This window comes from Pseudomonas sp. MF4836 (genome assembly GCF_002018875.1).
Classification (GTDB): domain Bacteria; phylum Pseudomonadota; class Gammaproteobacteria; order Pseudomonadales; family Pseudomonadaceae; genus Aquipseudomonas.
Genome location: NZ_MVOL01000007.1, coordinates 132,573 through 153,786, shown reverse-complemented (window position 1 = coordinate 153,786; position 21,214 = coordinate 132,573). Strand labels below are relative to the sequence as shown.

General features: G+C 63.7%; 22 protein-coding genes. 12 read left to right on the top strand and 10 right to left on the bottom strand.

Going from position 1 to position 21,214, the window contains the following annotated elements; all coding sequences use genetic code 11:
- Positions 1-35: 35 nt before the first annotated feature.
- The gene (locus MF4836_RS17810) at positions 36-842 is read right to left on the bottom strand and encodes a DeoR/GlpR family DNA-binding transcription regulator (protein WP_078471369.1); all 807 of its coding nucleotides are present in this window, start codon (positions 840-842) and stop codon (positions 36-38) included.
- 159 nt (positions 843-1,001) lie between these two features.
- Between MF4836_RS17810 and MF4836_RS17805 the strand changes: the two genes are divergently transcribed.
- Positions 1,002-1,337 carry a hypothetical protein gene (locus MF4836_RS17805; RefSeq protein WP_078471368.1) on the top strand — a complete coding sequence of 112 codons (336 nt, stop codon included), beginning with the start codon at positions 1,002-1,004 and terminating at the stop codon, positions 1,335-1,337.
- Here the strand turns inward: MF4836_RS17805 and MF4836_RS17800 are convergent, their stop codons facing one another.
- On the bottom strand, positions 1,338-1,661 hold the full coding sequence (locus MF4836_RS17800) for a hypothetical protein (RefSeq protein WP_078471367.1): 324 nt from the start codon (positions 1,659-1,661) through the stop codon (positions 1,338-1,340). It abuts the gene before it with no gap.
- Between the two features lie 59 nt (positions 1,662-1,720).
- On the bottom strand, positions 1,721-2,152 hold the full coding sequence (locus MF4836_RS17795; RefSeq protein ID WP_078471366.1) for an SPOR domain-containing protein: 432 nt from the start codon (positions 2,150-2,152) through the stop codon (positions 1,721-1,723).
- Between the two features lie 360 nt (positions 2,153-2,512).
- Here MF4836_RS17795 and fabV point away from each other — a divergent pair, with 360 nt between their 5' ends.
- The 6 genes from fabV to MF4836_RS17765 all read left to right on the top strand — a co-directional run bounded on the left by fabV (position 2,513) and on the right by MF4836_RS17765 (position 9,744).
- On the top strand, positions 2,513-3,709 hold the full coding sequence (fabV, locus tag MF4836_RS17790) for an enoyl-ACP reductase FabV (RefSeq protein ID WP_020298331.1): 1,197 nt from the start codon (positions 2,513-2,515) through the stop codon (positions 3,707-3,709).
- A gap of 270 nt (positions 3,710-3,979) precedes the next feature.
- The gene (locus tag MF4836_RS17785; RefSeq protein ID WP_078471365.1) at positions 3,980-4,678 is read left to right on the top strand and encodes an AzlC family ABC transporter permease; all 699 of its coding nucleotides are present in this window, start codon (positions 3,980-3,982) and stop codon (positions 4,676-4,678) included.
- On the top strand, positions 4,678-4,989 hold the full coding sequence (locus tag MF4836_RS17780; RefSeq protein ID WP_020298333.1) for an AzlD domain-containing protein: 312 nt from the start codon (positions 4,678-4,680) through the stop codon (positions 4,987-4,989). The genes MF4836_RS17785 and MF4836_RS17780 overlap by 1 nt, the downstream gene beginning before the upstream one ends.
- 53 nt (positions 4,990-5,042) lie before the next feature.
- Positions 5,043-6,032, top strand: coding sequence for an SMI1/KNR4 family protein (locus tag MF4836_RS17775; protein WP_078471364.1), 990 nt, complete (start codon positions 5,043-5,045; stop codon positions 6,030-6,032).
- On the top strand, positions 6,029-6,988 hold the full coding sequence (locus tag MF4836_RS17770) for an NUDIX domain-containing protein (RefSeq protein WP_078471363.1): 960 nt from the start codon (positions 6,029-6,031) through the stop codon (positions 6,986-6,988). The genes MF4836_RS17775 and MF4836_RS17770 overlap by 4 nt, the downstream gene beginning before the upstream one ends.
- A gap of 179 nt (positions 6,989-7,167) precedes the next feature.
- Positions 7,168-9,744 (top strand): bifunctional diguanylate cyclase/phosphodiesterase, encoded by a 2,577-nt coding sequence (locus MF4836_RS17765; RefSeq protein WP_078471362.1) that lies wholly within the window; start codon positions 7,168-7,170, stop codon positions 9,742-9,744.
- Positions 9,745-9,747: 3 nt separating this feature from the next.
- Here MF4836_RS17765 and MF4836_RS17760 read toward each other — a convergent pair whose 3' ends face one another.
- Both MF4836_RS17760 and MF4836_RS17755 read right to left on the bottom strand, forming a co-directional pair.
- Positions 9,748-11,160 (bottom strand): DUF2252 domain-containing protein, encoded by a 1,413-nt coding sequence (locus tag MF4836_RS17760; protein WP_078471361.1) that lies wholly within the window; start codon positions 11,158-11,160, stop codon positions 9,748-9,750.
- 163 nt (positions 11,161-11,323) lie between these two features.
- A complete protein-coding gene (locus MF4836_RS17755) occupies positions 11,324-11,881 on the bottom strand; it encodes a hypothetical protein (protein ID WP_238596156.1) in 558 nt (185 codons plus the stop codon).
- Between the two features lie 217 nt (positions 11,882-12,098).
- Here MF4836_RS17755 and MF4836_RS17750 point away from each other — a divergent pair, with 217 nt between their 5' ends.
- Entirely contained in the window at positions 12,099-13,025 is a 927-nt protein-coding gene (locus MF4836_RS17750; protein ID WP_078471359.1) for a pyridoxal-phosphate dependent enzyme, read from the top strand.
- Here MF4836_RS17750 and MF4836_RS17745 read toward each other — a convergent pair.
- Positions 13,019-13,834, bottom strand: coding sequence for an AraC family transcriptional regulator (locus MF4836_RS17745; RefSeq protein WP_078471358.1), 816 nt, complete (start codon positions 13,832-13,834; stop codon positions 13,019-13,021). The two genes, MF4836_RS17750 and MF4836_RS17745, sit on opposite strands and share 7 nt — an antisense overlap.
- A gap of 100 nt (positions 13,835-13,934) precedes the next feature.
- Entirely contained in the window at positions 13,935-14,336 is a 402-nt protein-coding gene (locus MF4836_RS17740) for a hypothetical protein (RefSeq protein WP_078471357.1), read from the bottom strand.
- Positions 14,337-14,460: 124 nt separating this feature from the next.
- On the opposite strand from MF4836_RS17740, the gene MF4836_RS17735 reads away from it, so the two are divergent.
- A complete protein-coding gene (locus MF4836_RS17735; protein WP_078471356.1) occupies positions 14,461-15,249 on the top strand; it encodes a DeoR/GlpR family DNA-binding transcription regulator in 789 nt (262 codons plus the stop codon).
- A 71-nt stretch (positions 15,250-15,320) separates the two neighbouring features.
- Positions 15,321-17,441 carry a hypothetical protein gene (locus tag MF4836_RS17730; protein ID WP_078471355.1) on the top strand — a complete coding sequence of 707 codons (2,121 nt, stop codon included), beginning with the start codon at positions 15,321-15,323 and terminating at the stop codon, positions 17,439-17,441.
- On the opposite strand, the gene MF4836_RS17725 is transcribed toward MF4836_RS17730, so the two are convergent.
- Complete coding sequence (locus tag MF4836_RS17725; protein ID WP_078471354.1) at positions 17,438-18,310, bottom strand: LysR substrate-binding domain-containing protein; 873 nt, start codon at positions 18,308-18,310, stop codon at positions 17,438-17,440. The genes MF4836_RS17730 and MF4836_RS17725 overlap by 4 nt on opposite strands.
- A 107-nt stretch (positions 18,311-18,417) precedes the next feature.
- Between MF4836_RS17725 and MF4836_RS17720 the strand changes: the two genes are divergently transcribed.
- A complete protein-coding gene (locus MF4836_RS17720; protein ID WP_421547043.1) occupies positions 18,418-18,777 on the top strand; it encodes a carboxymuconolactone decarboxylase family protein in 360 nt (119 codons plus the stop codon).
- Positions 18,778-18,782: 5 nt separating this feature from the next.
- The gene (locus MF4836_RS17715; protein ID WP_078471352.1) at positions 18,783-19,160 is read left to right on the top strand and encodes a tautomerase family protein; all 378 of its coding nucleotides are present in this window, start codon (positions 18,783-18,785) and stop codon (positions 19,158-19,160) included.
- Positions 19,161-19,304: 144 nt separating this feature from the next.
- Here the strand turns inward: MF4836_RS17715 and MF4836_RS35815 are convergent, their stop codons facing one another.
- Positions 19,305-20,318 carry a hypothetical protein gene (locus tag MF4836_RS35815; protein WP_238596155.1) on the bottom strand — a complete coding sequence of 338 codons (1,014 nt, stop codon included), beginning with the start codon at positions 20,316-20,318 and terminating at the stop codon, positions 19,305-19,307.
- Positions 20,319-20,352: 34 nt separating this feature from the next.
- Positions 20,353-21,054 (bottom strand): fimbrial biogenesis chaperone, encoded by a 702-nt coding sequence (locus MF4836_RS17705; RefSeq protein ID WP_161955749.1) that lies wholly within the window; start codon positions 21,052-21,054, stop codon positions 20,353-20,355.
- Positions 21,055-21,214 lie beyond the last annotated feature (160 nt).

Below are 21,214 nucleotides of genomic sequence, written 5' to 3'. Positions count from 1 at the left end.
GTGTATGGATGTCGCGTCAGCGGCTGCAGGGTCGTTTACTCGGGGAGCAGCAGCTCGACGCCTTGTTTGCGAATCCCGTCTGCTGCTGCCGGGGCCAGGGCGGCGTCGCTGATGATGACGTCGAACTGCTCCAGGCCGGCGATGCGGTACATGCTGAAGGTGCCGTATTTCGAACTGCTGGCCACCAGCACCACCTGGGACGCCGACTGCATGGCCACCTGCTTGACCTCGACCTTCAGCGCCGAAGGAGTGGTGATGCCACGGCGCAGATCCCAGGAGCTGGTGGACATAAAGGCAATGTCGGTCACCATCTGGCGCAGGGTGGTCACGGCCAGGCCGCCGACGCAGGAATGGTTGGAGTGGTCGAGCTGGCCACCGGTGTGGATCACAGTCACCTGCGGCGCCTCCATCAACGCTTGCACCACCCCGAAGTCATTGGTGACCACGGTCATGCCCGAGAGGGCCTTGATGTAGGGCACGATTTCCAGGGTGCTGGTGCCTGCGTCCAGGTACACCGTCATGTCCGGGCGCAACAGGCGGGCGGCCAATTTGGCCATGGCCTGCTTCTGCGGCAGCTCGACCACCGCCTTGGACTGGTGGCTTGGCTCGCTGTGCAACTGGCTGGCGATGCGCACCCCACCGGTTACCGAATAGGCCCGGCCTTCCTGCTCCAGCAGGGCGATATCGCGGCGCACGGTCATGTGCGAGCAATCGAACATTTCCATCAACTGATGCACGCTCAGCACCTGGTGCTTGCGCAACTGACGCAGGATCTGCTCGCGACGTTGCTCCGGAATCATCGGCGCGCCATTGTCGGTGGCGATGTCCTTGGGATTGGGCATTCGGGCTCCAGGGTGGCTTGACTGCACAGGCAGGAAAACGGGAATACATAGTAGCGAATCCCACACCGGCGGACGAGGGATTGTGCCGTGCCGCTGAGGTTTTTTCAGGGGCCAGGTTATGATCCCCAACCCCTGAAATTGTTCCGAGGACCTGCCCCCATGTGCACCCCGAAAAACTACTGCAACGGCTGCCTGCGCGTCAGCCTGGAACCTCGGGAAATGCGCATGAGCCACTGGCTGTATGGGCCCAAGGTCGAGGACCTGAGCCAGGGCCGGGTGCTGCTGGATCTGAGCGCCGGGCAATGGGACTTGCTGGCGGCGGATGAGTCGGCATTGGGCCTCGATCTGCGCCTGCGCAAGTACCCCGGGGATCGCCGGGAAGTGACCCTGAACATTCACCTGGCCGACCTGAGCCTGTGGCTCGATGGCCAGGCGGTCGCCGAGGCTGAGCTGGAGGCGGCGCTGGATGCCGCCCTCGACCGACCCCAGGGCTAGTCAGCCCGTGGCCGCCTCGATCAGTTGCGCATAGGCCTGGGCTTCAAGTTCGCCGCTGCCGCTGATGGCTTCGCCGGTTTCGTTGTACAGCGCAAAGTCATGCTGTTCGTCGCCGATGCTGGCGGCGCCGTCCAGGCCCAGCAACAGGCTGTACAACTGGTCGGTCAAGGCGCCATCAATCACCGCCAGGACCTGGGCCTTCTGGTGCGCTGTCAGCGCCAGGGCCTGCAACTGCTGGCCGACCTGGGTCCGGTCGTCGTGCAGGCTGTGCAGGTAGTGGTCTTTTTGCTTTTTGCAGTTGGCGACCAGGGTCTTGGCATCCATCGGCGAGGGCTCCTTGTGCTGGCAAGTACGAGGCTGAGGTAGGGGGGAGGTGAGCAAGTTCAGGCTTCTTCCCGAGGCAGGGTTCCCAGCAGTTCGCGGGCGCCAAAAATCGCCGGGCCGCTGACGAACACGCGAAACCGCGGGTCGTCGGGGCCGCCGTAGGGAATCCGGTCCTGGGTGGGATTGAGTCCCGCCGCGTGCAGCTCGGCATACAACTGCTCGGCCCGGGCCTGGCTGCGGAAAAAACCGACGCAGTGGTTATGGGGCAATTCCAGTATCAGTTGCAGAAAGTAGCGACAGGCCTGGTCTTCATCCTTGGACACATACTCCGGAGGCTCCGCCTGGCCGCGTTCGGTGTAGAACACGCGCCATTGCGGGCCGTGCCTGACCAGGCAGAAGGCGTCGGAGGCGCCCCGGTCGGAGCCAATGCTGTACGAGCGTGGGTTGCAGCCGGCGTCATGCAGCAGTTTTGCCAGTACTTGGGTATCCATGACGCGAGTGTTTTCCTTGGGCTTCATTCGGGGCTGACGCGGGCAAGGCGCGTCAGGCGGGCCATTGTGGCCAATCCGCGATCGGCTCGATAGCCCGGCGTGCTTCGGGATTTTCGCGCGCGGCACCCCGTGGGCGCAGGGTAACTGGTAGAGTTTCGCCGCTTGCGGCTACGCAATCCGGGTACGGGGCACTAGAATCCCCGGGTTGTACCCACCGTGATCAGTTGAATAACGAGTCTAAATTGGCTGCATTGCCAATCTCGCCGTGACGCGAAGGCGTTCCGAGCGTCTATGAACTTGAACTCGTGACACTGCTACAGCCCGTATTGGCTCTTGGCATATTGAATTTGGAGATTGTGTATGGTCATCAAACCCCGCGTTCGCGGCTTTATCTGTGTGACGACCCACCCGGTCGGCTGCGAGGCCAACGTCAAGCAACAGATCGACTACGTCACTGAACAGGGCGCCATCGACGCTGGGCCAAAGAACGTACTGGTGCTCGGCGCATCCACCGGCTACGGCCTGGCGGCGCGGATTACCGCGGCCTTCGGTTGCGGCGCCAACACCCTGGGGGTGTTCTTCGAGCGCGGCAGCGTTGACGGCAAGCTCGGCACCGCCGGCTGGTACAACACCGCCGCTTTCCACAAATTTGCCGAAGAAAAAGGCCTGTACGCCAAGAGCATCAACGGTGATGCGTTCTCCGATGCGGTCAAGGCCGAGACCATCGAGACCATCAAGCGTGACCTGGGCAAGATCGACCTGGTGGTCTACAGCCTGGCTGCGCCGCGCCGTACCCACCCGAAAACCGGCGAAGTCCTGAGCTCGACTCTCAAGCCGCTGGGCAAATCGGTGACCCTGCGCGGTGTGGACACCGACAAGGAAATCGTCAAGGAAACCACGCTGCAGCCTGCGACCCAGGAAGAAATCGACGGCACTATCGCGGTCATGGGTGGCGAAGACTGGCAGATGTGGATTGACGCGCTGCACGACGCCGGCGTGCTTGCCGAAGGCGCGAAAACCACCGCCTTCACCTACCTGGGCGAGAAGCTGACCCACGACATCTACTGGAACGGTTCCATTGGCGAAGCCAAGAAGGACCTGGACCACAAGGTCATCGGCATGCGCAAGCAACTGGCAGACCTGCACGGCGACGCCCGCGTATCGGTGCTCAAGGCCGTGGTGACCCAGGCCAGCTCGGCGATCCCGATCATGCCGCTGTACCTGTCGCTGCTGTTCAAAGTCATGAAAGAGCAGGGCAGTCACGAAGGTTGCATCGAACAGGTTTACGGTCTGTATAAAAACAGCCTCTACGCCGAGACTCCGGTGATCGACCAGGAAGGCCGCCTGCGTGCCGACTACAAGGAACTGGAGCCGCAAGTCCAGGACCGGGTCAAGGCGCTGTGGGACCAGGTCACCAGCGAAAACCTCTACGAAATGACCGACTTTGTCGGCTACAAGCAAGAGTTCCTGCGCCTGTTCGGGTTCGAGATCCCGGGTGTCGACTACGAAGCCGACGTCGATCCGGACGTGAAGATCGCCAATCTGGTGCAAATGTAAGCCGCACCGTCTTGCGCGTGACCCCCAACGCCCCTCCCTCGTGAGGGGCGTTGTCATTTGTGGCCGTTGCCTTAACCGGGTTGCCCATGACACCCCACGGCGCCCTTGAGGGCCAAGCGGCGACACGCGATGTTTGTAGCCGCTGCCGCAGGCAGCGCTGGTCCGACGCCGGCGGCGTCCGCCATGACACGCGTAAATGCGCAAGATTGTTCAAGCCAATAGCCTCCGGGGCTGGCACAGTCGCTGTCCATTTAGGGAATGCAGGGTTCTATGTCCAGCCAGCTTTTGCCGCGCGCCGCCTTTGTGCGCGGTGCCATTGCCATCATTCCGCTGTCCCTGGCGACCGCGCCCTGGGGGCTGCTCGCCGGGTCCATGGCCATCGAGGCCAATCTCACGCCGCTGCAAGGGCAGGGGCTGTCGGGCATCGTGTTTGCCGGTGCCGCGCAATTGGTGGCGATCGGCATGCTCAAGGGCGGTGCGGGGATTTTCTCGATTCTGCTGACCACCTTGCTCCTGACCTCCCAGCACTTGCTCTACGGCATGAGCCTGCGTTCGGTGATTTCGCCCTTGCCGGGGCGCTGGCGCATGGGGCTGGGCTTTTTGCTTACCGACGAGTTGTTCGCCCTGATCAGCGCCCATGACCGGGAGCAGTTCAACCGCTGGTACGCCCTGGGCGTGGGCCTGACCTTTTACGTGGCCTGGAACCTGTTCACCCTGGCCGGCATCGTCCTCGGCAAGAGCATTCCCGGGCTGGAGCACCTGGGCCTGGACTTTTCCATCGCCGCGACCTTTATCGCCCTGATCACGCCCCTGGTGCGCAACGTGCCGACCGTGGTCTGTGTCGCCGTCTCGCTGTTCTGCTCGGTGCTCTTCAGCTACTGGCAGTGGGGGTCGGCGCTGGTTCTGTCGGGGCTGGCGGGCATGACCGCAGGCTTTATCTGCAACAAGCTGTATCGGGAGCGCACATGATGGTCTGGGCAGTGATTTTCGGCATGGGGTTCCTGGTCTTCCTCAACCGCTACGTGTTTCTCGAACCGCGCCTGCCGCTGCGCCTGGGCAGCAACGCCCGGCAGTTTCTCGGCTTTGCCGTACCGGGCATGCTGACCGCGATCTGCGGGCCGATCGTGTTCATGCCCGACCACCAGTTGAACCTGCAATGGCACAACCCGTACCTGCTCAGCTCGCTGGTGGCCATCGCGCTGGTGGTTTTCACTCGCAACACCTTGCTCAGCATGTTGTTGAGCATGGCGTTCTTTTTTCTGCTGCGCTGGTGGATGTGAAGAGCGGTTGAGGTAGCCTTGGCGCCTGCCTTTTACCGCAAGGGATGCACTGGATGAGCGAGCTGCTGCACGATATCGACCTGGCGAGTTTCTGGGAGCCGAACACAAGCGGCGACAGCCATGACCAGCCGCCGGACGATCAGCTGATCGCCGAGCTGGAACAGGCCCTGGGCTACCGCCTGCCGGCGTCCTATATCGCCTTTATGAAACGCCACAATGGCGGCCGGCCCCAACTGAGCTGCTTCCCCACCGAGGAGTGGACGTCCTGGGCCGAGGACCATTGCGCCATCGACAGCTTCCTCAGCATCGGCCGCCGCCAGCGCTCGTCGTTGGGGGGTGAGCACGGCAGCCGGTTCATGATCGAGGAGTGGGGCTACCCGGACCTCGGCGTCTACATCTGCAACTGCCCCTCGGCCGGGCACGACATGATCGCCCTCGACTACCGCGAGTGCGGCCCGCAAGGTGAGCCGCAGGTGGTGCACGTCGATCAGGAAGGCGATTACCAGGTGACGGTCCTTGCCCGCAACTTCGAGGCATTCGTCCGTGGCCTGGTGTCGCCCGAGGTCTATGACACCTCGGAGCAGGACTATCTCGATGACCGGCTGAAGGTCTGCGAGGCGCCGTTTTCCGAGGTGCTGGGCGAATTGATCAGGCATTTCCACGGGCTGCCCGACACCGGCGCGGCGATCCGCCGGGTGGCGTTGCAGATCGTCGAGCAGAAACGTTATTTCGCCCTGCACGCCGACCCCTTGTCGCAGCTGCTGTACGACCTGCAGTTCTGGCTCTACCAGAGTCGGCATCCGGTGCAGACCCAGGAGCAATACCTGGCCATCTACAGCGAGATGATCGCCTTCGGCAAAGGCTTCGGCACCGGCGGTTATGCCCCCGGGTTTATCACCGACTGGTGGGCCGCCCGGGTTGAGGGCGGGCAACTGCGGCAGGGCGATGCAGGTTTTGCCCTGACCCAGGCTCATATCAACCGCATGCTCGAGCAGCTGGCAGAGGTGCCGAGCCATACCGACCTGAACAAGGACCTTGCATGAGTCAGCCCCGGGTACAGATCACCGACGAACAGTTACTCTCGGACAACTGGTACATCCTCAAGAAGTACAGTTTCAACCTGCAGCGCCGAGACGGCAGCTGGCAGGTGCAGACCCGCGAGGTGTATGACCGCGGCAATGGCGCGACCATCCTCCTGTACAACCTGGCGCAGCGCACCGTGCTCCTGACCCGCCAGTTCCGCATGCCGGCGTTCGTCAATGAGCACAGCGGGTTTCTGATCGAGGCGGCGGCCGGGTTGCTGGACAACGCCAGCCCCGAGCAGCGGATCCGCCAGGAGGCCGAGGAAGAGACCGGCTACCGGGTGCAGGCGGTGGAAAAAATCTTCCAGGCCTTCATGAGCCCGGGCTCGGTCACCGAGCGTATCCACTTCTTCATCGGCCAGTACCAGGCCCGGGACCGCATCGGCGACGGCGGTGGGCTGGAGGAGGAGGGCGAGGACATCGAAGTCCTGGAACTGGGCTTCGAGCAGGCCCTGGCCATGGTCAAGTCCGGCGAGATCATCGATGGCAAGACCATCATGCTCTTGCAGTACCTGGAGCTGCACCTGATGGCGCCGCGCAGCCTGATGATCCTGGTCGCCGGCCCGTACCGCGCCGGCACCGACGATGACCCGGCACGCCTGGCGGCCAACGTCGAGGCCATGGAACAATGCGCCGCCGACCTGCTCAAGGCCGGGCATTTTCCCGTGCTGGGGGAGTGGGTGGCGTTGCCCATGACCCGTTTGGCGGGTTCCCGCGCGGTGGGCGACGAACTGTACAACGCCCATTTCCACGCTTACGCCGAAGGCCTGTTGCAACGCTGCGACGCGGTGCTGCGCATCGGTGGCCCCTCGGCGGGCGCCGACCGTATGGTGGCCCATGGTGAGCAGTTGGGCTTGCCGATCTACCGTGGGCTGGAGCAGGTCCCGCCATTCGTGGCGGCCACCGCAGAGGCCTGACCCTCACCTTCGCCGGGGTCCGGACGCAAGACCGGGCGTCGGCCAGGGTGGGTCGTGGCCGGGTTTCTGCAATTTGCACACTGGCTCGCGGAAAAAACTGTCTATCGTCAAAGGGCAGGTGAGAGCAGCACCGGGGTCGCCGAGGTTGGCGGCGGTGTCGCGCTCGCACCCGGAGGATTATGGACAATCTCAGCGTCGACCCCGAGCAACGACCCGCGACCCGGACCTCCAACCTGTCCCTGACCCGCGCCACCCTGCTGGGCTGTTCGTTACTGTTGCTGGCGATCTTTCTGCTCACCAGCGGCCTGCTGATCTATATCGCCCTGGGCCAGAACCGCGAGGCCGAGGCGCACAACCGTTTCGATATCGACAAGGCGCTGCAGGTTTTCGATAAATCCGCGCGTTCCACGGTCAAGGACTATGCCTTTTGGGGCGACGCCTACCGACACCTGCACCAGAGCGTCGATACCGACTGGGCATTTGGCCGGCAGAACCTGGGGTCGACGCTGTTCAGCGACCTGGGATTTGACGGCGTGTTCGTGCTCGACCCAAGCAATCGCCCGGTGTATTCGCTGATCGAGGGCCGGTTGCAGACCGCCGCTCCACCGGATTGGCTCCGCGATATCCCACCGCAGTTGCTGGAGCGCGCACGCCAGAGTGCGTCCAGCGATGAAGCGACCAGTCGCTTTGTCGACCTGCAAGGCACCCCGGCCCTGATGGCTGCCGCGGCCCTGACCCCAGGCACCGATCCAACGGTCGAGGCCGACAACGGGCCGGCCTCGGTGCTGGTGTTCGTCGCGCGCCTGGGGCCTGAGCGCCTGGCGGCCCTGGGTCAGGATTTTGGTGTCGAGCAGTTGCACGTCGGCGGTACGCAGGCCGACCTGCCCGCGCTGCGCCTGCCCGACGCCGCCGGGGTGCTGCAATGGGTGCCGGCGCGGCCCGGGCAGCAGTTGCTGGTGCTGGTCTTGCCGCTGCTCGGCATCGCCGGGCTGGTGTTTGCCCTGATGACCGCCTTCATCCTGCGCCGGGCCACGGCGGCGGCCCGGGCCATGGATGCCCACTACAACTCGTTGCAGGCCAGCCGCTGGGCATTGGCGGCCAGCGAGGAGCGCTTTCGCGATGTGGCCGAGGCGGCTTCCGACTGGATCTGGGAACTCGACGGGCAACTGCGTTTTACCTACCTCTCCGAGCGCTTTGAAACCATCACCGGCCTGTCCCGCACCACCTGCCTGGGGCGTCCGGTGGATGAGGTGCTGACCTCCGACCAGGGGCCCTTGTCGCAATGGTTCAAGGACCATGCGCGGCGGGCCAATGCCATCGTCCAGTGCAACTACTTCGCGGGGGATGGCCAGCCACGGATCTGCCGCCTGTCGGTGCGCGAGATGGAGGGCCGGGGCTATCGTGGCACCGCCAGTGACATCACCGAAGAAGTCGAGGCCCGCAGGCGCATCGAATACCTGTCCCAGCACGATGCCTTGACCGGCCTGGCCAACCGCTCGCGGATGCAGGAGTTCATCGAGGGCAAGCTCAAGGCCACGCCGACTTTGGAGGAACCGCTGCTGATGCTGAGCATCGACCTCGATCGCTTCAAACCGGTCAACGACCTGCTCGGGCATGCCGCCGGGGATCAGGTGCTGAACCAGGTCTCCCAGCGCCTGCAACAGTGCCTGCGCAGCGACGACCTGGTGGCACGCATCGGCGGCGACGAGTTTGTGCTGGTGGTGGCCGGCATGCGTTCCCAGGACGAAGTCGAGAGCCTGTGCCGGCGCCTGATCGAACGCATCGAGGAGCCGTTCCAGATCGCCGAGCACGAAGTGTTTATCAGCGCCAGCATCGGCATCGCCATGGCCCCGGCCGACGCCATCCTGGCCGAGGAGCTGCTGCGCTACGCCGATATCGCGCTGTATGAAGCCAAGGACGCCGGGCGCGCCACCTGGCGCTTTTATGCCGGCGACATGAACGCGCGGATCATCGAGCGCCGCCAGCTCGAAAGCGACCTGCGCCACGCGATCAAGCATGGCGAGCTGCGCCTGGACTTCCAACCGCGCTACCGCATCGAGGGCCAGCGGCTGGCCGGGGCCGAGGCGCTGGTGCGCTGGCAGCATCCGCAGCGTGGGCTGCTGGGGCCGGATCGGTTTATCCATATCGCCGAGGAAACCGGCTTGATCCTGCCTCTGAGCAACTGGGTGCTGCAGCACGCCTGCGAGGCGGCGGCGAGTTGGCCGGAAGAGGTGATGATCTCGGTCAACCTGTCGCCCACCGAATTCCAGCGCGGGCACCTGGTGGCGCGGGTCAAGGCGGTGCTGGCCGAGACCGGGCTGAACCCGGCGCGCCTGGAGCTGGAGCTGACCGAAAGCGTGATGCTCGACGATGCCCAGGGTGCGCTGGTCATCATGCAGGGCCTCAAGGCCCTGGGGGTGCGGCTGCTGATGGACGATTTCGGCACTGGCTACTCGTCCCTGAGTTACCTGCGCTCGTTCCCGTTCGATGGCCTGAAGATCGATCGCAGTTTCGTCGGTGGCCTGACCGCCAGCGGCGGCGACCATTCGATCATCCAGGCGATTGTCGGCCTCGGCCGCGCGCTGTCGCTGACGGTCACCGCCGAGGGCGTGGAAACCATCGACCAGTTGCAGGCGCTGGGCGCCATCCGTTGTGACGAGGCCCAGGGGTTCTACCTCAACCAGCCGATGGATGCCCAGGCCATCAAGGCCCTGCTGGGCGCCCGGGACCCGGCCGCAGACACCACACCCCACTGAGGTTCAAGGCAGATGGTCGGCGGCAAAGTCCGCCTCTGAACGCGCCTGCAAACGGCCCTTGCGACAGGCTTGCTGGAAGCGTTCGAAGTCGCGCTCGTTTTGTGTGGCATAGGCCTTGGCGTACTGCCACAGGGCCTCGGCCAGGGTCTCGCTCTTGCCGATGTAGCCGCTGATCAGCGGCGCCTGCCCCGAGGCCTTGGCGTGGGCCCGAGCCAGGGCCCGGCCGCAGATCCGCGCGTAGGCGCCGAAGGTCTCGGCGTCGAAGGTTTCCAGTTCCGCCGAGACCTTCATGTCGCGCAGTTGGCGCACGTAGAAATGCCGGCCATTGGGCCCGGTGGTCCAGCCCAGGAACAGGTCGCTGGCCGACTGCATCAGGCGCTGGCCCTCGACCACGCGCTGGCCGTTATGACTGGGGCGCGATTTGCCGCGCACGTAGCCGGCCAGCACCGAACGCCGGGCTTCCTTGAATTGCAGGAACAGCGGCCGCTCCTGTTCGTCGGTCAGCAGCGACACCAGGCAGCGGGTGCCGACACTGCCCACGCCCACCACCTTGAACGCCAGGTCGCGAGCCTTGAAGCGCGCCAGCAGGTCGCGCCGGTCGGCCTGCAAGGTGCCGCGATAGTCGCGCATCAAGGTCTCGTACAGCGGCCGCCAGTCCCCCAGGCGCATCCAGTCATCGTCAGCGTCGAGCAGGGTGGTGTTCTGGTGCAGGTGGAAGATTTCCGGCAGATCGTCGCGAATCCGCAGGCGGCCACGGGCATCGCGCTCGCTGATCTTGGGCAGCAGCTCGGCGTGGGTGCGCCGCTCGGCCTTGTCCATGGCGCGTTGCACGTGCTCCAGGGTGGCGCGGTTGGACTGCGCCTGTTCCAGCAGGTCTTCATAGGTCAGGGCGTCGTACCAGATATCCAGCGCGCTTTCCCCGGCGCAGTTGGCCATGCTGCGCTGGTAGGCGCCCACCAGTTGCCGGCACAGTTCTTCCTCGACCGCTTCGCCGTGGCGCAGGTCGCGGGCGGCGATCAGAAAACTCGCCACCAGGCGCTTGAGGTCCCACTCCCAGGGCCCGGGGTGGACTTCATCGAAGTCGTTGACGCTGAACAGCAGGTTGCGTTCCGGGGTGGCGAAACCGCCGAAATTCATCAGGTGGCAATCGCCGCAGATGGTCGAGGACAGCCCCATGTCGGGGGTGGTGGAAAGGTCATGGGCCTGGAGCAGGGCATTGCCGCGATAAAAGGTGAAGGGCGGGACCAGCATGCGCCCGTAGCGCAACTCCACCAGCGAGCGCACCCGGCCCTGGCTTGAGGCTTCGATCAGTGGCAGCGGGTCGCGCTTGATCTTGCCGGGGGCGGCCTGGCTGCTGCGCGGGCATTGCTTGCGGGCTTGCTTGCCGAGTTTCAGACGGTCGTCGACGCTGCTCATGGGGGGCGGGTTTCCGGGGGGCGAGGCAGGTGCCGCTTGGCAGCGCGCCGAGGGCCGACGGCCTTCGGCATCGCTGATCACGGCGGGAGGTTGGATGAAACGCTAGCAGGAATCCGCCGCTTGGCCAGGGCCCCGCGTTGCCCCAGGCGCGACGGGCCAGGGCTTAGCGCGATGGCAGGTCGCGGCGGTAAATCGTCAACTCGTTATTGCTGGCCAGGACCAGGATCGTGCCGCAGGGAGAAAAGCCGAAGGCGCGCATTTCCCGTTCGATCGCCAGTTTGTGCATGACGCCAGGCCGGTCGTGGAGGTTGCCGTACAGCCAGGAGCCCGGCTCCACCAGAAGCAGATGCTGTTCCGGCCAGCACAGGGTCACGCTTTCGACCATCCAGCCATCGCTGGTGCCCAGCAACAGGCCACCGCCGTTGATGCCGCTCATGCGCAGGGTCTTGCCGGCCAGCGGGCCGATGCCTGGGGTTTCCAGGTGCAGGTCGCTGTCAAAACCTTCGCGGTAGTCGCGGGCGATTTTCTCCCCGCTGTGGCAGTCGATCACGCTGCGCCCTGCGCTGGACGTCACCAGCAGCAACGGCAGGTCGCGGTCGAAACCCACTTCTAGCAGGCTGCCGGCGGCCATCTCGGTGACGAGCTTCCAGGGCAGCGGCGCGGGGCTGAGCGGCATCTGCGCGACCTTGTGGCGTATGGCATCGAGGGAGTCTTGGGGCATATCGAATAGTCCGCTGGGCAAGGGGGCGATGGTGGTGGCCGGCGCCGGGCCGGTTAGGGGAGCCTGCGCAGCTCAGGGCGCCCCGGGGGGGACGAAAGCAAGGCCGCCCATGCATTTACCAGACTCGGGGCCGGGCCTGCAATTTTTTACAAGCCGGGGGCGGTATCGACTCAGTAGCCTGGGGGTCTATTTCCTGCTGTCAAAAAAGGCTGATCCGATGCTGCATATCCGCACCCCGTTGATTCTTCACCCCGGCCTTTCGAGCCCGACCCGGCGCATCTGGCTCAAGCTGGAAAACCTGCAACCCAGCGGCTCGTTCAAGATGCGCGGCATGGGCCTGATGTGCAGCCAGGCGGCGGAGCAGGGCAAGCGTCGGGTGATCTGTGCCTCGGGTGGCAATGCCGGGCTGGCCACGGCCGTGGCGGCCACCCGCCTGGGCCTGGGCGCCTGCATCGTGGTGCCCGATACCACCTCGCCGATGACCCGGCAACGGATCGCCGCCATCGGCGCCGAAGTGATCGTCCACGGCTCGGTCTGGGACCAGTCCAACCAACTGGCCCTGGAGCTGGCCGAAGACCCGGACAGCCAGTACGTGCCGGCCTTCGATCACCCGATCCTGTGGCAGGGGCACAGCAGCATGGTCGATGAAATTCTCGAAGACTGCCCCCAGGTCGACACCCTGGTCGCCTCGGTGGGCGGTGGTGGCCTGCTTGCCGGGTTGCTCACCGGGCTCAAGCGCCATGGCCGCACCGATTGCCGCATCGTCGCCTGTGAAACCCAAGGCGCGGCGTCCTTTGCCGCAGCGCTCGCGGCCGGGCATCCGGTGCAGCTGGATGAGGTCAAGACTGTCGCCAGCACCCTGGCCGCACGCCAGGTGGCACTCGGGCCGGTGCAGATGATCGCTGAGTTCCAGCACCGCAGCGTGGTGCTGTCGGATGCCGAGGCGATCATGGGCGTGGTGCGCTACGCCGATGATCTGCGGCAATTGGTCGAACCCTCCTGCGGCGTGTCGCTGGCGGTGGCCTACCTCGATCACCCGGCCCTGGCCGAAGCCCGGGATGTGGTGATTGTGGTGTGCGGCGGGGTGAGTATCAGCGCGCAGCAGGTTGTCGACTGGCAGGTGCCTGCCGCCACCCATCAGTAATCCGACGGCGCGACCTTGTAGGCCAGCTTGAACGCCCGGTTGAAGTGGCTCTGGTCGTAAAAACCGACCTCGGCCGCGACCTGGGCGATGCTCTGGCGCCCGCTGGCGAGCAAGCGGCAGGCGCTTTCCAGGCGCAGCCGCAGCAGCCAGGCGTAGGGCGTGATGCCGGTGGTCTTGGAAAACCGCCGCAGAAACTGAAAGCGGCTCAGCCCGCAGAGACCGGCCAGGTCCTCCAGGCTGATCTTCTGCGCCAGGTGCGCGTGGCAGAAATCCAGCAGCGTGGCCCATTGTCGGTGGCCGAGTTTTTCATCGATCGCCTCCGGCTTGACGCTCTGGGAGTGCTCCAGCAGTGACTTGACCAGGTGCAGTAATTGCTCATCGGTGGCCAGGGCCGACATCGATGAGTTGCCCGCCAGGCTCTGGTGCACCAGGGCCAACTGCTGCCACCACTGGGGCGCGCGAATCAGCGCCGGCCGCAGGTGCAGCGGCTGATCGTCGCCACTGATGTCCCGGACCATGGCCGTCATCAGCTCGGCGCTGATGCGAAATGTCTTCAGGGTGTGAATCGCGCCACTGGCGGTATCGCCCGCGCCGTCGTGGATTTCGTGGGCCGGCATGAACGACACCGAACCCCGCTCCAGGCACGCCGACGTGCCGCGATAACCAATCTTCTCCATGCCCCGGGTCACCAGGCCGACGTGAAAGTCGAGGTGGAAGTGGCGCTTGAAACAAAAACCGCCGAGGTCGGCTTCACCCAGCACCAGCCCCGGGGTTTGCGTGACCTGATGGTATTGAACGCGGCCTGGCATGGGGGACTCTGGGGTTTTCTCGGGGCGGGGGAGCGATCATAAACCAGCCGGGGCAGGGCGCGACACCAGCAGATTACGGAGTGCAAGGCAGGGTTTGAAATTACGCGTCACGCAGCAAGTCGCGAGAGTTGAGGAGTTCGTAGGCGATTTCCGGGTTTTTTTCCAGGCCGCGGCGAATGGCGGCGGGGATTGACTGGCGGGTCTTGCGGCACAGGCCCGGCAGCTCGTCGATATGGATGCCGATGCCGCGCATGCTGCGCACCTCGTTGAAGCCCGGGGCGATCTCCAGGCGGATGCCCAATTGCTCGTAGAGCCGGCGTTGCAGGAATTCGAGGTCTTGCAGGCTCTTGAGGTTTTCCAGGCGCTCGAGCAGGCGCTTTTCTTCCTGGCGGGTCAGGCCGAGGATGCGCAGGTCCGCCTCGGGTTGGTCGAGCAGGCGCTCGCGCTCGCAAATGCAGGCACCGGGTGGGCAGGGTTGACGGAGCGGGGGAATGGGCGTCATGGGGCCAATCATAGCCACCTGTTATCGGCTTTGCCCATGGGCAGCGGAGAAAGCCCCGACGACGCATTGTGCTCGGCCCCGGGTTTGGCTAATCTCGCGCAAACCCGCATAAGCAGGCACAAACATGCGCAGTGAACATTCCCTAGCCGAACTGCCTTCCCTGCGTCGGCAGAAAATCCTGCTGCTGCTCGAACGCGACGGCAAGGTCATGGCCGCGCAGTTGAGCCAGCATTTCGCCGTATCCGAAGACACCATCCGCCGCGACCTGGCTGAACTGGCCAGCGCCGGCCTGGTGCAGCGGGTGCATGGCGGCGCGCTGCCGCGCCCGCGGGACACCGGCAAGGACTACCTGACACGCATGGGGGAAGTCAGCGAGATCAAGCGTCAGCTGGCGCAACACGCGGCGCGACGGGTGGAGGATGGGCAGATCGTGCTGTTCGATTCCGGCACCACCACCCTGATGATCGCCCAGTCCCTGGCGCCCCGGCTGACGATCACCGCTGTCACGGCCTCACCGATGATCGCCATGACCCTGGCCGAACACAGTGGGATCAAGGTGATTCTTGCCGGCGGCCAGCTCAACCCGATTACCATGGCGGCCACCGGGCACGAGGCGCTGCGGCTGATCCAGGGCATCAAGGCCGACCTGCTGTTCACCGGGGTCTGCGCGATCCACCCCCAGGTCGGCATCAGCACGTTGCATTTCGATGAGCTGCCGCTCAAGCAGGCCATGCTCGACAGTGCGTCCCAGGTCATCGCGGTCACCACCGCCGACAAACTGGGTGCCGTCGAGCCCTTTGTCGTCGCGCCCTGCAACCGACTGCACAGCATGATCACCGAGCGCTACCTGGCCTCGGGTGATATCGAGGCGTATCGGCAGCAGGGGATCGAGGTGCTGCAGGTGGATGGCTGAGGGCGTGGCGGTGGAGCCTGGCAGGGCGGTACTCGGGATCAGCGGATCAAACAGGCAGGGAGCGGGTCAACGTGGTGGCTGACGGCAAGAAATACGCAAGTCCCCAGGCAACGGGCGGCGCGGGAAACAGCTTTGAACATCGGGTCCAGGCCTATTACCTGTTGCTGCTGATAAATGGCCATCCGACCGGCCTGGGCCTTGGGCCGCTGGTGCAGATTCAGTTCCAGGGCCAGATGTCCGGCCTGGCCACCGATGACATCATCTGCACCCATCAGCTTGGAGATACCCGGACCCGGGTCTATATGCAGTGCAAGATCACCTTGCATGCCCGGGCCTCCGATAGCGCTTTCTGCAAGGCGCTGACCGGGGCCTGGGGCGACTTTGCGGGGGGCAGTGATAGCGACGGTGGGCCTTTCACCCGCGGCGTCGATCGGCTGGTGGTGGTCTATGATCCGGCGACCTCGAGCGAGTCCATGAAAGACGCCGCGCACGTGACCGAACTGGCAAGAGCTTCCGTCGGTGCACAGGATTTCGCGCACAAGTGCACGTACAAAAAAACCAGCAAGATGCTGGACACCATCAGGACCGTGGTCATGCCGCAGGCCCAGGGCGGCGAAGAGGAAGCCACGCAGCTCTGGGCGTTCTTGAAGTCGCTGTGGTTTTACCGTCACGACCTGAACGCCGAAGGCTCAGTGGAAAACAGCGCCATTATGGCGATGATTGCCGGCCACTTCGGCACTAAGCCATCGCCCACATTTATCTGGGCGAGGTTGGTGTTGCTGGCGACGCAATTGAATCGCAATGGCGCAACCGTGGACCGACAGACGATCCTGGAGCATCTCGGCCCCGAGCTGGCCACCCGCACCGAGCCTGACCCAGGCCGGGTGAACGTGCGTGCGGCCAGGCCGTTCCTGCTTCCATCCAGCGCTGGTCTGCCGGGGATTGCGCGCTTCCCATTCAATTCGCCGCTCCAGGCTTTCGAGAAAATACCCGAGCTTCAGGGGTTCGATTTCCATGGGGTGACCGCCGAGCCGGTGTCGGCCTTGCTAGCATTGCGCGGGCTGAGGGTGCGCGCCTATTTCGAAGAGGACCGCATCAGCGCGTCCCGGGTGTTCCAGGACGCTTTGCAGCGCAGCCTCTGGGCGCTGGACAGCATGGCCGGCAGTTTTGATGACAAAGCCTGCCTGGCGTTGTTTGTGCTGCTCAATGCCGACAATCCGCAGTTGCAGTATCAGGCGGTGTTGTGGGCGCGGGGTTATCGGATCAGCGACCTGAAAGCGTCGAACGAGGTGGTGGAGTCTCTTGAGAAAATCGATTTCTACTTCAATCGCGGCGTCTTCGGTCGGGAGTGGCGGTTGCAGGATGCCGAAAGAGCCAGGGTGATCCGGTCTGGGGTTCGTGAGTTGTGCACGTTCGATATTACCCGTGAGCTGCAAGCCAAGTCTTTCAGGGCTATGACCGGACAACCCGAGCCACCTGAGTGCGAAGATCCGCAGGAGTTGGACCGCTTCTGGTCCATGCGCTGGAATGCATTCGATCTCGGCTACGACTATCGCCATCCTGAGCACCACACCGCCTCCCAGGCAGGGATTGCCGGGGTCGTCACATTCGAGGCCCTGATGCGGGTGGTGCAGGGTGGTTGCGTCAGTGAAGCCCTGGGCCACTACAAACTGTGCACGTCGGAACTGACGTTTGATCGCTTGCTCAGTGCCCGGGTCGATCTGGCGGCCCACGTAGCCAGGGGCATGCAGCGCTTGTCGGCCAATGACTCTCTGGTGCTGGCCGAACTGGACAAGCTGTTGGAAGCCAGCCTGGCCGGTGCCGAGGCGGGCTTGTCCAGGGGCCGCTTGACGGTATTGCCCGTGCCACGGGAGTTCCGATTGTTAGCCGATGAGGTGTTTGACCTGGACTTCGAAAACATCAGCCTGCTGCCGGCGTTCGAAGAACAAGCCCGGGCCGCCCATGGGGCCACCCGCAGCGAGCAACTGGAGTTCGTGGCGGAGTCGGTCAGGCACCGCCCGCCGTACACCGCGCCCTATACCCTGATGGGCAGCGGCAGCCTGTATGCCGACTTGATCCTGGCCAGGATGTTGCGCAGCAAGTTGTTCGCCAACAGCCGCAGCGAAGGCGAGGCGGCCAATATGCATGGGCTTGGGGTCGAGCAGTTGCGCATCACCAAGGTCTTTGATTAGTCCACGGTCTGGCGTTCCAGGCTGGCGGCAATCAGCGTCGCCAATTGCTCGACCTCCGGCGCCGGCCGTTGCTGCGCGCGGTGCAGCCTGTAGCCCAGGGTCGGCAGCGGCGGCAGGCCGTCGAGAACCTGCAGATGAGCGGGAAGGCCGATGCGGGTGCGCAGGGTGACGCCCAGCCCGGCGCTGACGGCGGCCCACAGGCCGCTGACGCTGGGGCTGGTCAGGGCGATGCGCCAGGGGATGCGGGCCTGGTCCAGGGCCTGGGTCGCGGCGCTGCGCAGCACGCAGGGTGCATCGAACATCACCAGGGGTAACGGCGACTCCTGTGATGCCGGCAGTTCGGGCAGTTCCCGAGTACCGATCCAGTGCATTTGCGCGGCGCCCAGGGGCTGGCAGTGGGCCGTGCGTGCTCCGCTGTCCCAGGCCAGCGCCAGGTCCAGGCGGGCGCTGTCGATCAGGCTCAGCAGTTCGGTGTTGCGGGCGATGCGCACCTCCAGGGTGACCCGAGGATGGACCTTGGCAAAACGCCGCAGTACATCGCTGAGCAGGTGTTCGCCGAAGTCCTCCTGCAACCCCAGGCGCACGCTGCCTTCGATCTGCGTGGCCTGCAGGTCGGCGAAAAAATCGTCATTGAGCTGCAACAGGTGCCGGGCCTGACCGAGCAGGCTTTCGCCCACCGCTGTCAGCACCAGGCCACGGCCGGATTTCATCAGCACCGGGCTGCCGACCTGCTCTTCGAGTTTTTTCAGTTGGGCGCTGACGGCCGAGGTCGAGCGGCCGAGGCGGTCGGCGGCCTTGGCGAAGCTGTTGAGCTCGGTGCCGGTGACGAAGGTGCGCAATACATCGAGATCAAAGGTCGGGCGGCGCATGGGATAGTCCAGTAAATCGGGATTGTTGATCTTGAGTAATCTGATATTCGGGATGATCCTGGCTTGATAGTTTGCCTCCGTCAAATTCAATTTCAGGAGTGCCAACCATGAGTTTCGCAATGAGCCCGACCTCAACAGATCGACCTGCGCCAACATTCACCGGGAAGTTCGCCGAACTGACCCAGGACCTATTGTTTGGTGATATCTGGCAGCGCCCCGAGCTGTCGCCACGGGAGCGCAGCCTGGTGACGGTGGCGGCGTTGGTGGCGCTGTATCGGCTGGAGCAGTTGCCCTTTCATTTGCAGCGGGCGCGTGACAACGGTGTGAGCACGGCGCAGTTGAGCGAAGTGATCACCCACTTGGCGTTCTACTCCGGTTGGCCAACAGCGGCTTCGGCCTTGATGCTGCTGGAACAGGCCGCTGGCGAGCAGCAGCCTGTCCCGCAACCCGCCGCAGAACAGGAGTAAGGCCCATGCCATTCGCCCGTATCTCCCTGCATCGGGGCAAATCCCGGGACTACCTGCAACGCCTGTCCGAAGGCGTGCATCAGGCCTTGGTGGAGGCGTTCGAGGTGCCGCCAGACGACTGCTTTCAGGTGATCCACCAACATGAAGCAGGCGAGTTGATTTTCAATGCGCACTACCTGGGCGGACCGCGCACTGACGATTACCTGCTGATTGTGATCACCGCTGGCCGGCCTCGCACGGGCGAGACCAAGCGGCGTTTTTACCGGGCGTTGGTCGAGCGCCTGGAGCAATCCCTGGGGCTGGACCCGGAGGATGTGATGGTGGTGATCAGCAGCACCGAGGCACAGGATTGGTCCTTTGCCGGTGGGCGTGGCAACGAGTGACTTTAAACAATTGGCCGGCCCTGATGAGGGGGGCAGCTAAAGGGCTGGGGTGGGTGTTGCAGGCGAGTGACATGGCCAAGCCCCTTGAACAAAGGGGTGCTTTCATTGGCCGTAGGTGTGCTGGATAGGCGCATTGCAAACAGCCTAACGATGGAAGAACTCCATGATCACCCCACCGGTGAACGTGCCGATCCTGGGTTTGTCGGTGCGCCAGATCAAGTTGGCTTCCAGGTCCTGACTACGAGATATGTCCTTACTGGCGTCGAACATGGGTGATTCCCGGTTGAAAGGGATGCGAATGCCGTTTCTGCGCAGTTCGAAGGCTACCGAGTTGAAGGGTTTGTTATTCACGTCATGGGGGATAAGCAGGTCTTCGCCGGGGCTGATGGTGCTGAAGTTGGCAGGCTTCATATAGGTGCTCATGCTGAAGACGGTGTCGTCGTTACAGCGCCTGGTGGCAGTAAGAGTCAGTTTGCGGTGGCTGGCCACTTTGTTGGGAGTGGCCTGCCCACTGTAGAGGGTTCCGAAGTCGATGTTTTGAGTGGAGAAACTTACCGTGGCCGGGCACAGAATATAGTTGATGAGGTTCATGTTGCGTACAGTCAGGCTGTAACTTTTTCTAGGGTCCGTCATCCCCGGGCTGTCGCCGCTTATCTGGAATGCCTTGTAGTTTATAAGTTGGGTGATGGGGCCGCTGCTATTGGTGCCGGGTGCGCTCTTTTTTACGAGGAACAGACTGTAAGTCATCGGCACATCATATTCGTGGCAGCCATCGCCCCCGGTATTGCAGTTAATTTTTACATTGGTGTTTATCCGGCAGCCTTGTGTCTGGGAACACCGATAGTCCGTCCCGTTGTAGTTGACCCCCATCTCGACATGTGGGCCCAGGCTGCTGTTACTCGTATCGTCAGGGCTAAGCTTGAGCATTACGTACTGCCATGAGTCGTTTGTGTCCAATCTGCATTTAAGGGTCAGCGAAGTACTGGTGGAGCGCCAAAGAACGGTGCCCGCTGCTGCTTCATTGGGCACGCTGATGGTATTGGGTATGTCGGTATATGCCTGGGTAATACCGTTCGAAGCACAATTCATTGTCGCCTGGCTGTTCTCTATAAAGCCGAACAGCAACAGTGTGATCAATAGTAGTTTTAATGGGTTCATGTATAAGCGCCGGTTTCCAGGTTTATTCTCTGGCTCAAGGTTTGACCTCGCCATGGCTACTGCTGCTTGACAGCCTTGCTCGCTGTTCCTTGGAGCTGCCGCCGTCGCTGATGGCCTGGTAGTCGACGCTGGTTGGGGGCTGCTTGCAGTCCAGGGCCAGGGTCTGCTCGGAAAAGGGCGCGAGCATCAGGTGGATCGTGGGCGGTGCACAGGGTTGGTGGCGAGCATCGAGGGGCTCGATGTCGGTGAAGGTCACGTGATAAGGCGAAGGGTTGGCCAGCAGGGCCTTGGGTGACCCTTGTTCGGTCAGCAGTTTCCAGCTCACTTCGGCCGCAGCCCTGGCCGGATTCCTTTCCAGCGGCGGCCGGTAGAACACCTTGAAGTGATGCAGCGGTGCAATCTGCAATTGGTTGGTCCCGCTCTCCGCAGCGTCGGGCAGTTTGAGTACATCGAGCAGCAGGTAAGTCTCGCGGTCATCGGGCAGCCCGTGGCCCTGATAAAAGATTTCGATGGATTTGCGTTGCCCGGGCTGGATCAGCAGCAAGGGGTTGGAGATCGCCAGCGGGATGTTCCGGATGTCTCGCTTATCGCCCCAGTTGAGGCTCAGTTGCATCAGTGCCGGCTCCTTGCCCAGGTTGACGATGTTGACCGGCCAGCGCTGTTGGCGGCCATCGAGAATCAGGCGGGTGCGGCCATCGTTGAACGACAGGTCGGCCTGGACAGTGGGGGGAAGCACCAGTGCGCAAACCAATGCGGCAGCCCGTAACAGACTAGCCAGGGTTGGGTTCAGGTGGCGGTTGGTCAATGGGCGCGTCATGGGGGCGGTAGTCTGCGAATTAGGCGTGTGTTTAACCTGATTAAGCGGTTGGCCGCGTCTTACAAGGTGTGTTTGTAGC

Excerpts from the sequence above, each read along its gene's own strand:
- MF4836_RS17780 (WP_020298333.1), top strand. The coding sequence starts at position 4,678 with ATGGTCTGGGCAGTGATTTTCGGCATGGGGTTCCTGGTCTTCCTCAAC.
- MF4836_RS35815 (WP_238596155.1), bottom strand. The coding sequence starts at position 20,318 with ATGAACCCATTAAAACTACTATTGATCACACTGTTGCTGTTCGGCTTT.
- MF4836_RS17750 (WP_078471359.1), top strand. The coding sequence starts at position 12,099 with ATGCTGCATATCCGCACCCCGTTGATTCTTCACCCCGGCCTTTCGAGC.
- MF4836_RS17740 (WP_078471357.1), bottom strand. The coding sequence starts at position 14,336 with ATGACGCCCATTCCCCCGCTCCGTCAACCCTGCCCACCCGGTGCCTGC.
- MF4836_RS17770 (WP_078471363.1), top strand. The coding sequence starts at position 6,029 with ATGAGTCAGCCCCGGGTACAGATCACCGACGAACAGTTACTCTCGGAC.
- MF4836_RS17785 (WP_078471365.1), top strand. The coding sequence starts at position 3,980 with ATGTCCAGCCAGCTTTTGCCGCGCGCCGCCTTTGTGCGCGGTGCCATT.
- MF4836_RS17735 (WP_078471356.1), top strand. The coding sequence starts at position 14,461 with ATGCGCAGTGAACATTCCCTAGCCGAACTGCCTTCCCTGCGTCGGCAG.
- MF4836_RS17805 (WP_078471368.1), top strand. The coding sequence starts at position 1,002 with ATGTGCACCCCGAAAAACTACTGCAACGGCTGCCTGCGCGTCAGCCTG.
- MF4836_RS17795 (WP_078471366.1), bottom strand. The coding sequence starts at position 2,152 with ATGGATACCCAAGTACTGGCAAAACTGCTGCATGACGCCGGCTGCAAC.
- MF4836_RS17715 (WP_078471352.1), top strand. The coding sequence starts at position 18,783 with ATGCCATTCGCCCGTATCTCCCTGCATCGGGGCAAATCCCGGGACTAC.
- MF4836_RS17810 (WP_078471369.1), bottom strand. The coding sequence starts at position 842 with ATGCCCAATCCCAAGGACATCGCCACCGACAATGGCGCGCCGATGATT.
- MF4836_RS17775 (WP_078471364.1), top strand. The coding sequence starts at position 5,043 with ATGAGCGAGCTGCTGCACGATATCGACCTGGCGAGTTTCTGGGAGCCG.
- MF4836_RS17765 (WP_078471362.1), top strand. The coding sequence starts at position 7,168 with ATGGACAATCTCAGCGTCGACCCCGAGCAACGACCCGCGACCCGGACC.
- MF4836_RS17760 (WP_078471361.1), bottom strand. The coding sequence starts at position 11,160 with ATGAGCAGCGTCGACGACCGTCTGAAACTCGGCAAGCAAGCCCGCAAG.
- MF4836_RS17755 (WP_238596156.1), bottom strand. The coding sequence starts at position 11,881 with ATGCCCCAAGACTCCCTCGATGCCATACGCCACAAGGTCGCGCAGATG.
- MF4836_RS17720 (WP_421547043.1), top strand. The coding sequence starts at position 18,418 with ATGAGTTTCGCAATGAGCCCGACCTCAACAGATCGACCTGCGCCAACA.
- MF4836_RS17745 (WP_078471358.1), bottom strand. The coding sequence starts at position 13,834 with ATGCCAGGCCGCGTTCAATACCATCAGGTCACGCAAACCCCGGGGCTG.
- MF4836_RS17725 (WP_078471354.1), bottom strand. The coding sequence starts at position 18,310 with ATGCGCCGCCCGACCTTTGATCTCGATGTATTGCGCACCTTCGTCACC.
- fabV (WP_020298331.1), top strand. The coding sequence starts at position 2,513 with ATGGTCATCAAACCCCGCGTTCGCGGCTTTATCTGTGTGACGACCCAC.
- MF4836_RS17800 (WP_078471367.1), bottom strand. The coding sequence starts at position 1,661 with ATGGATGCCAAGACCCTGGTCGCCAACTGCAAAAAGCAAAAAGACCAC.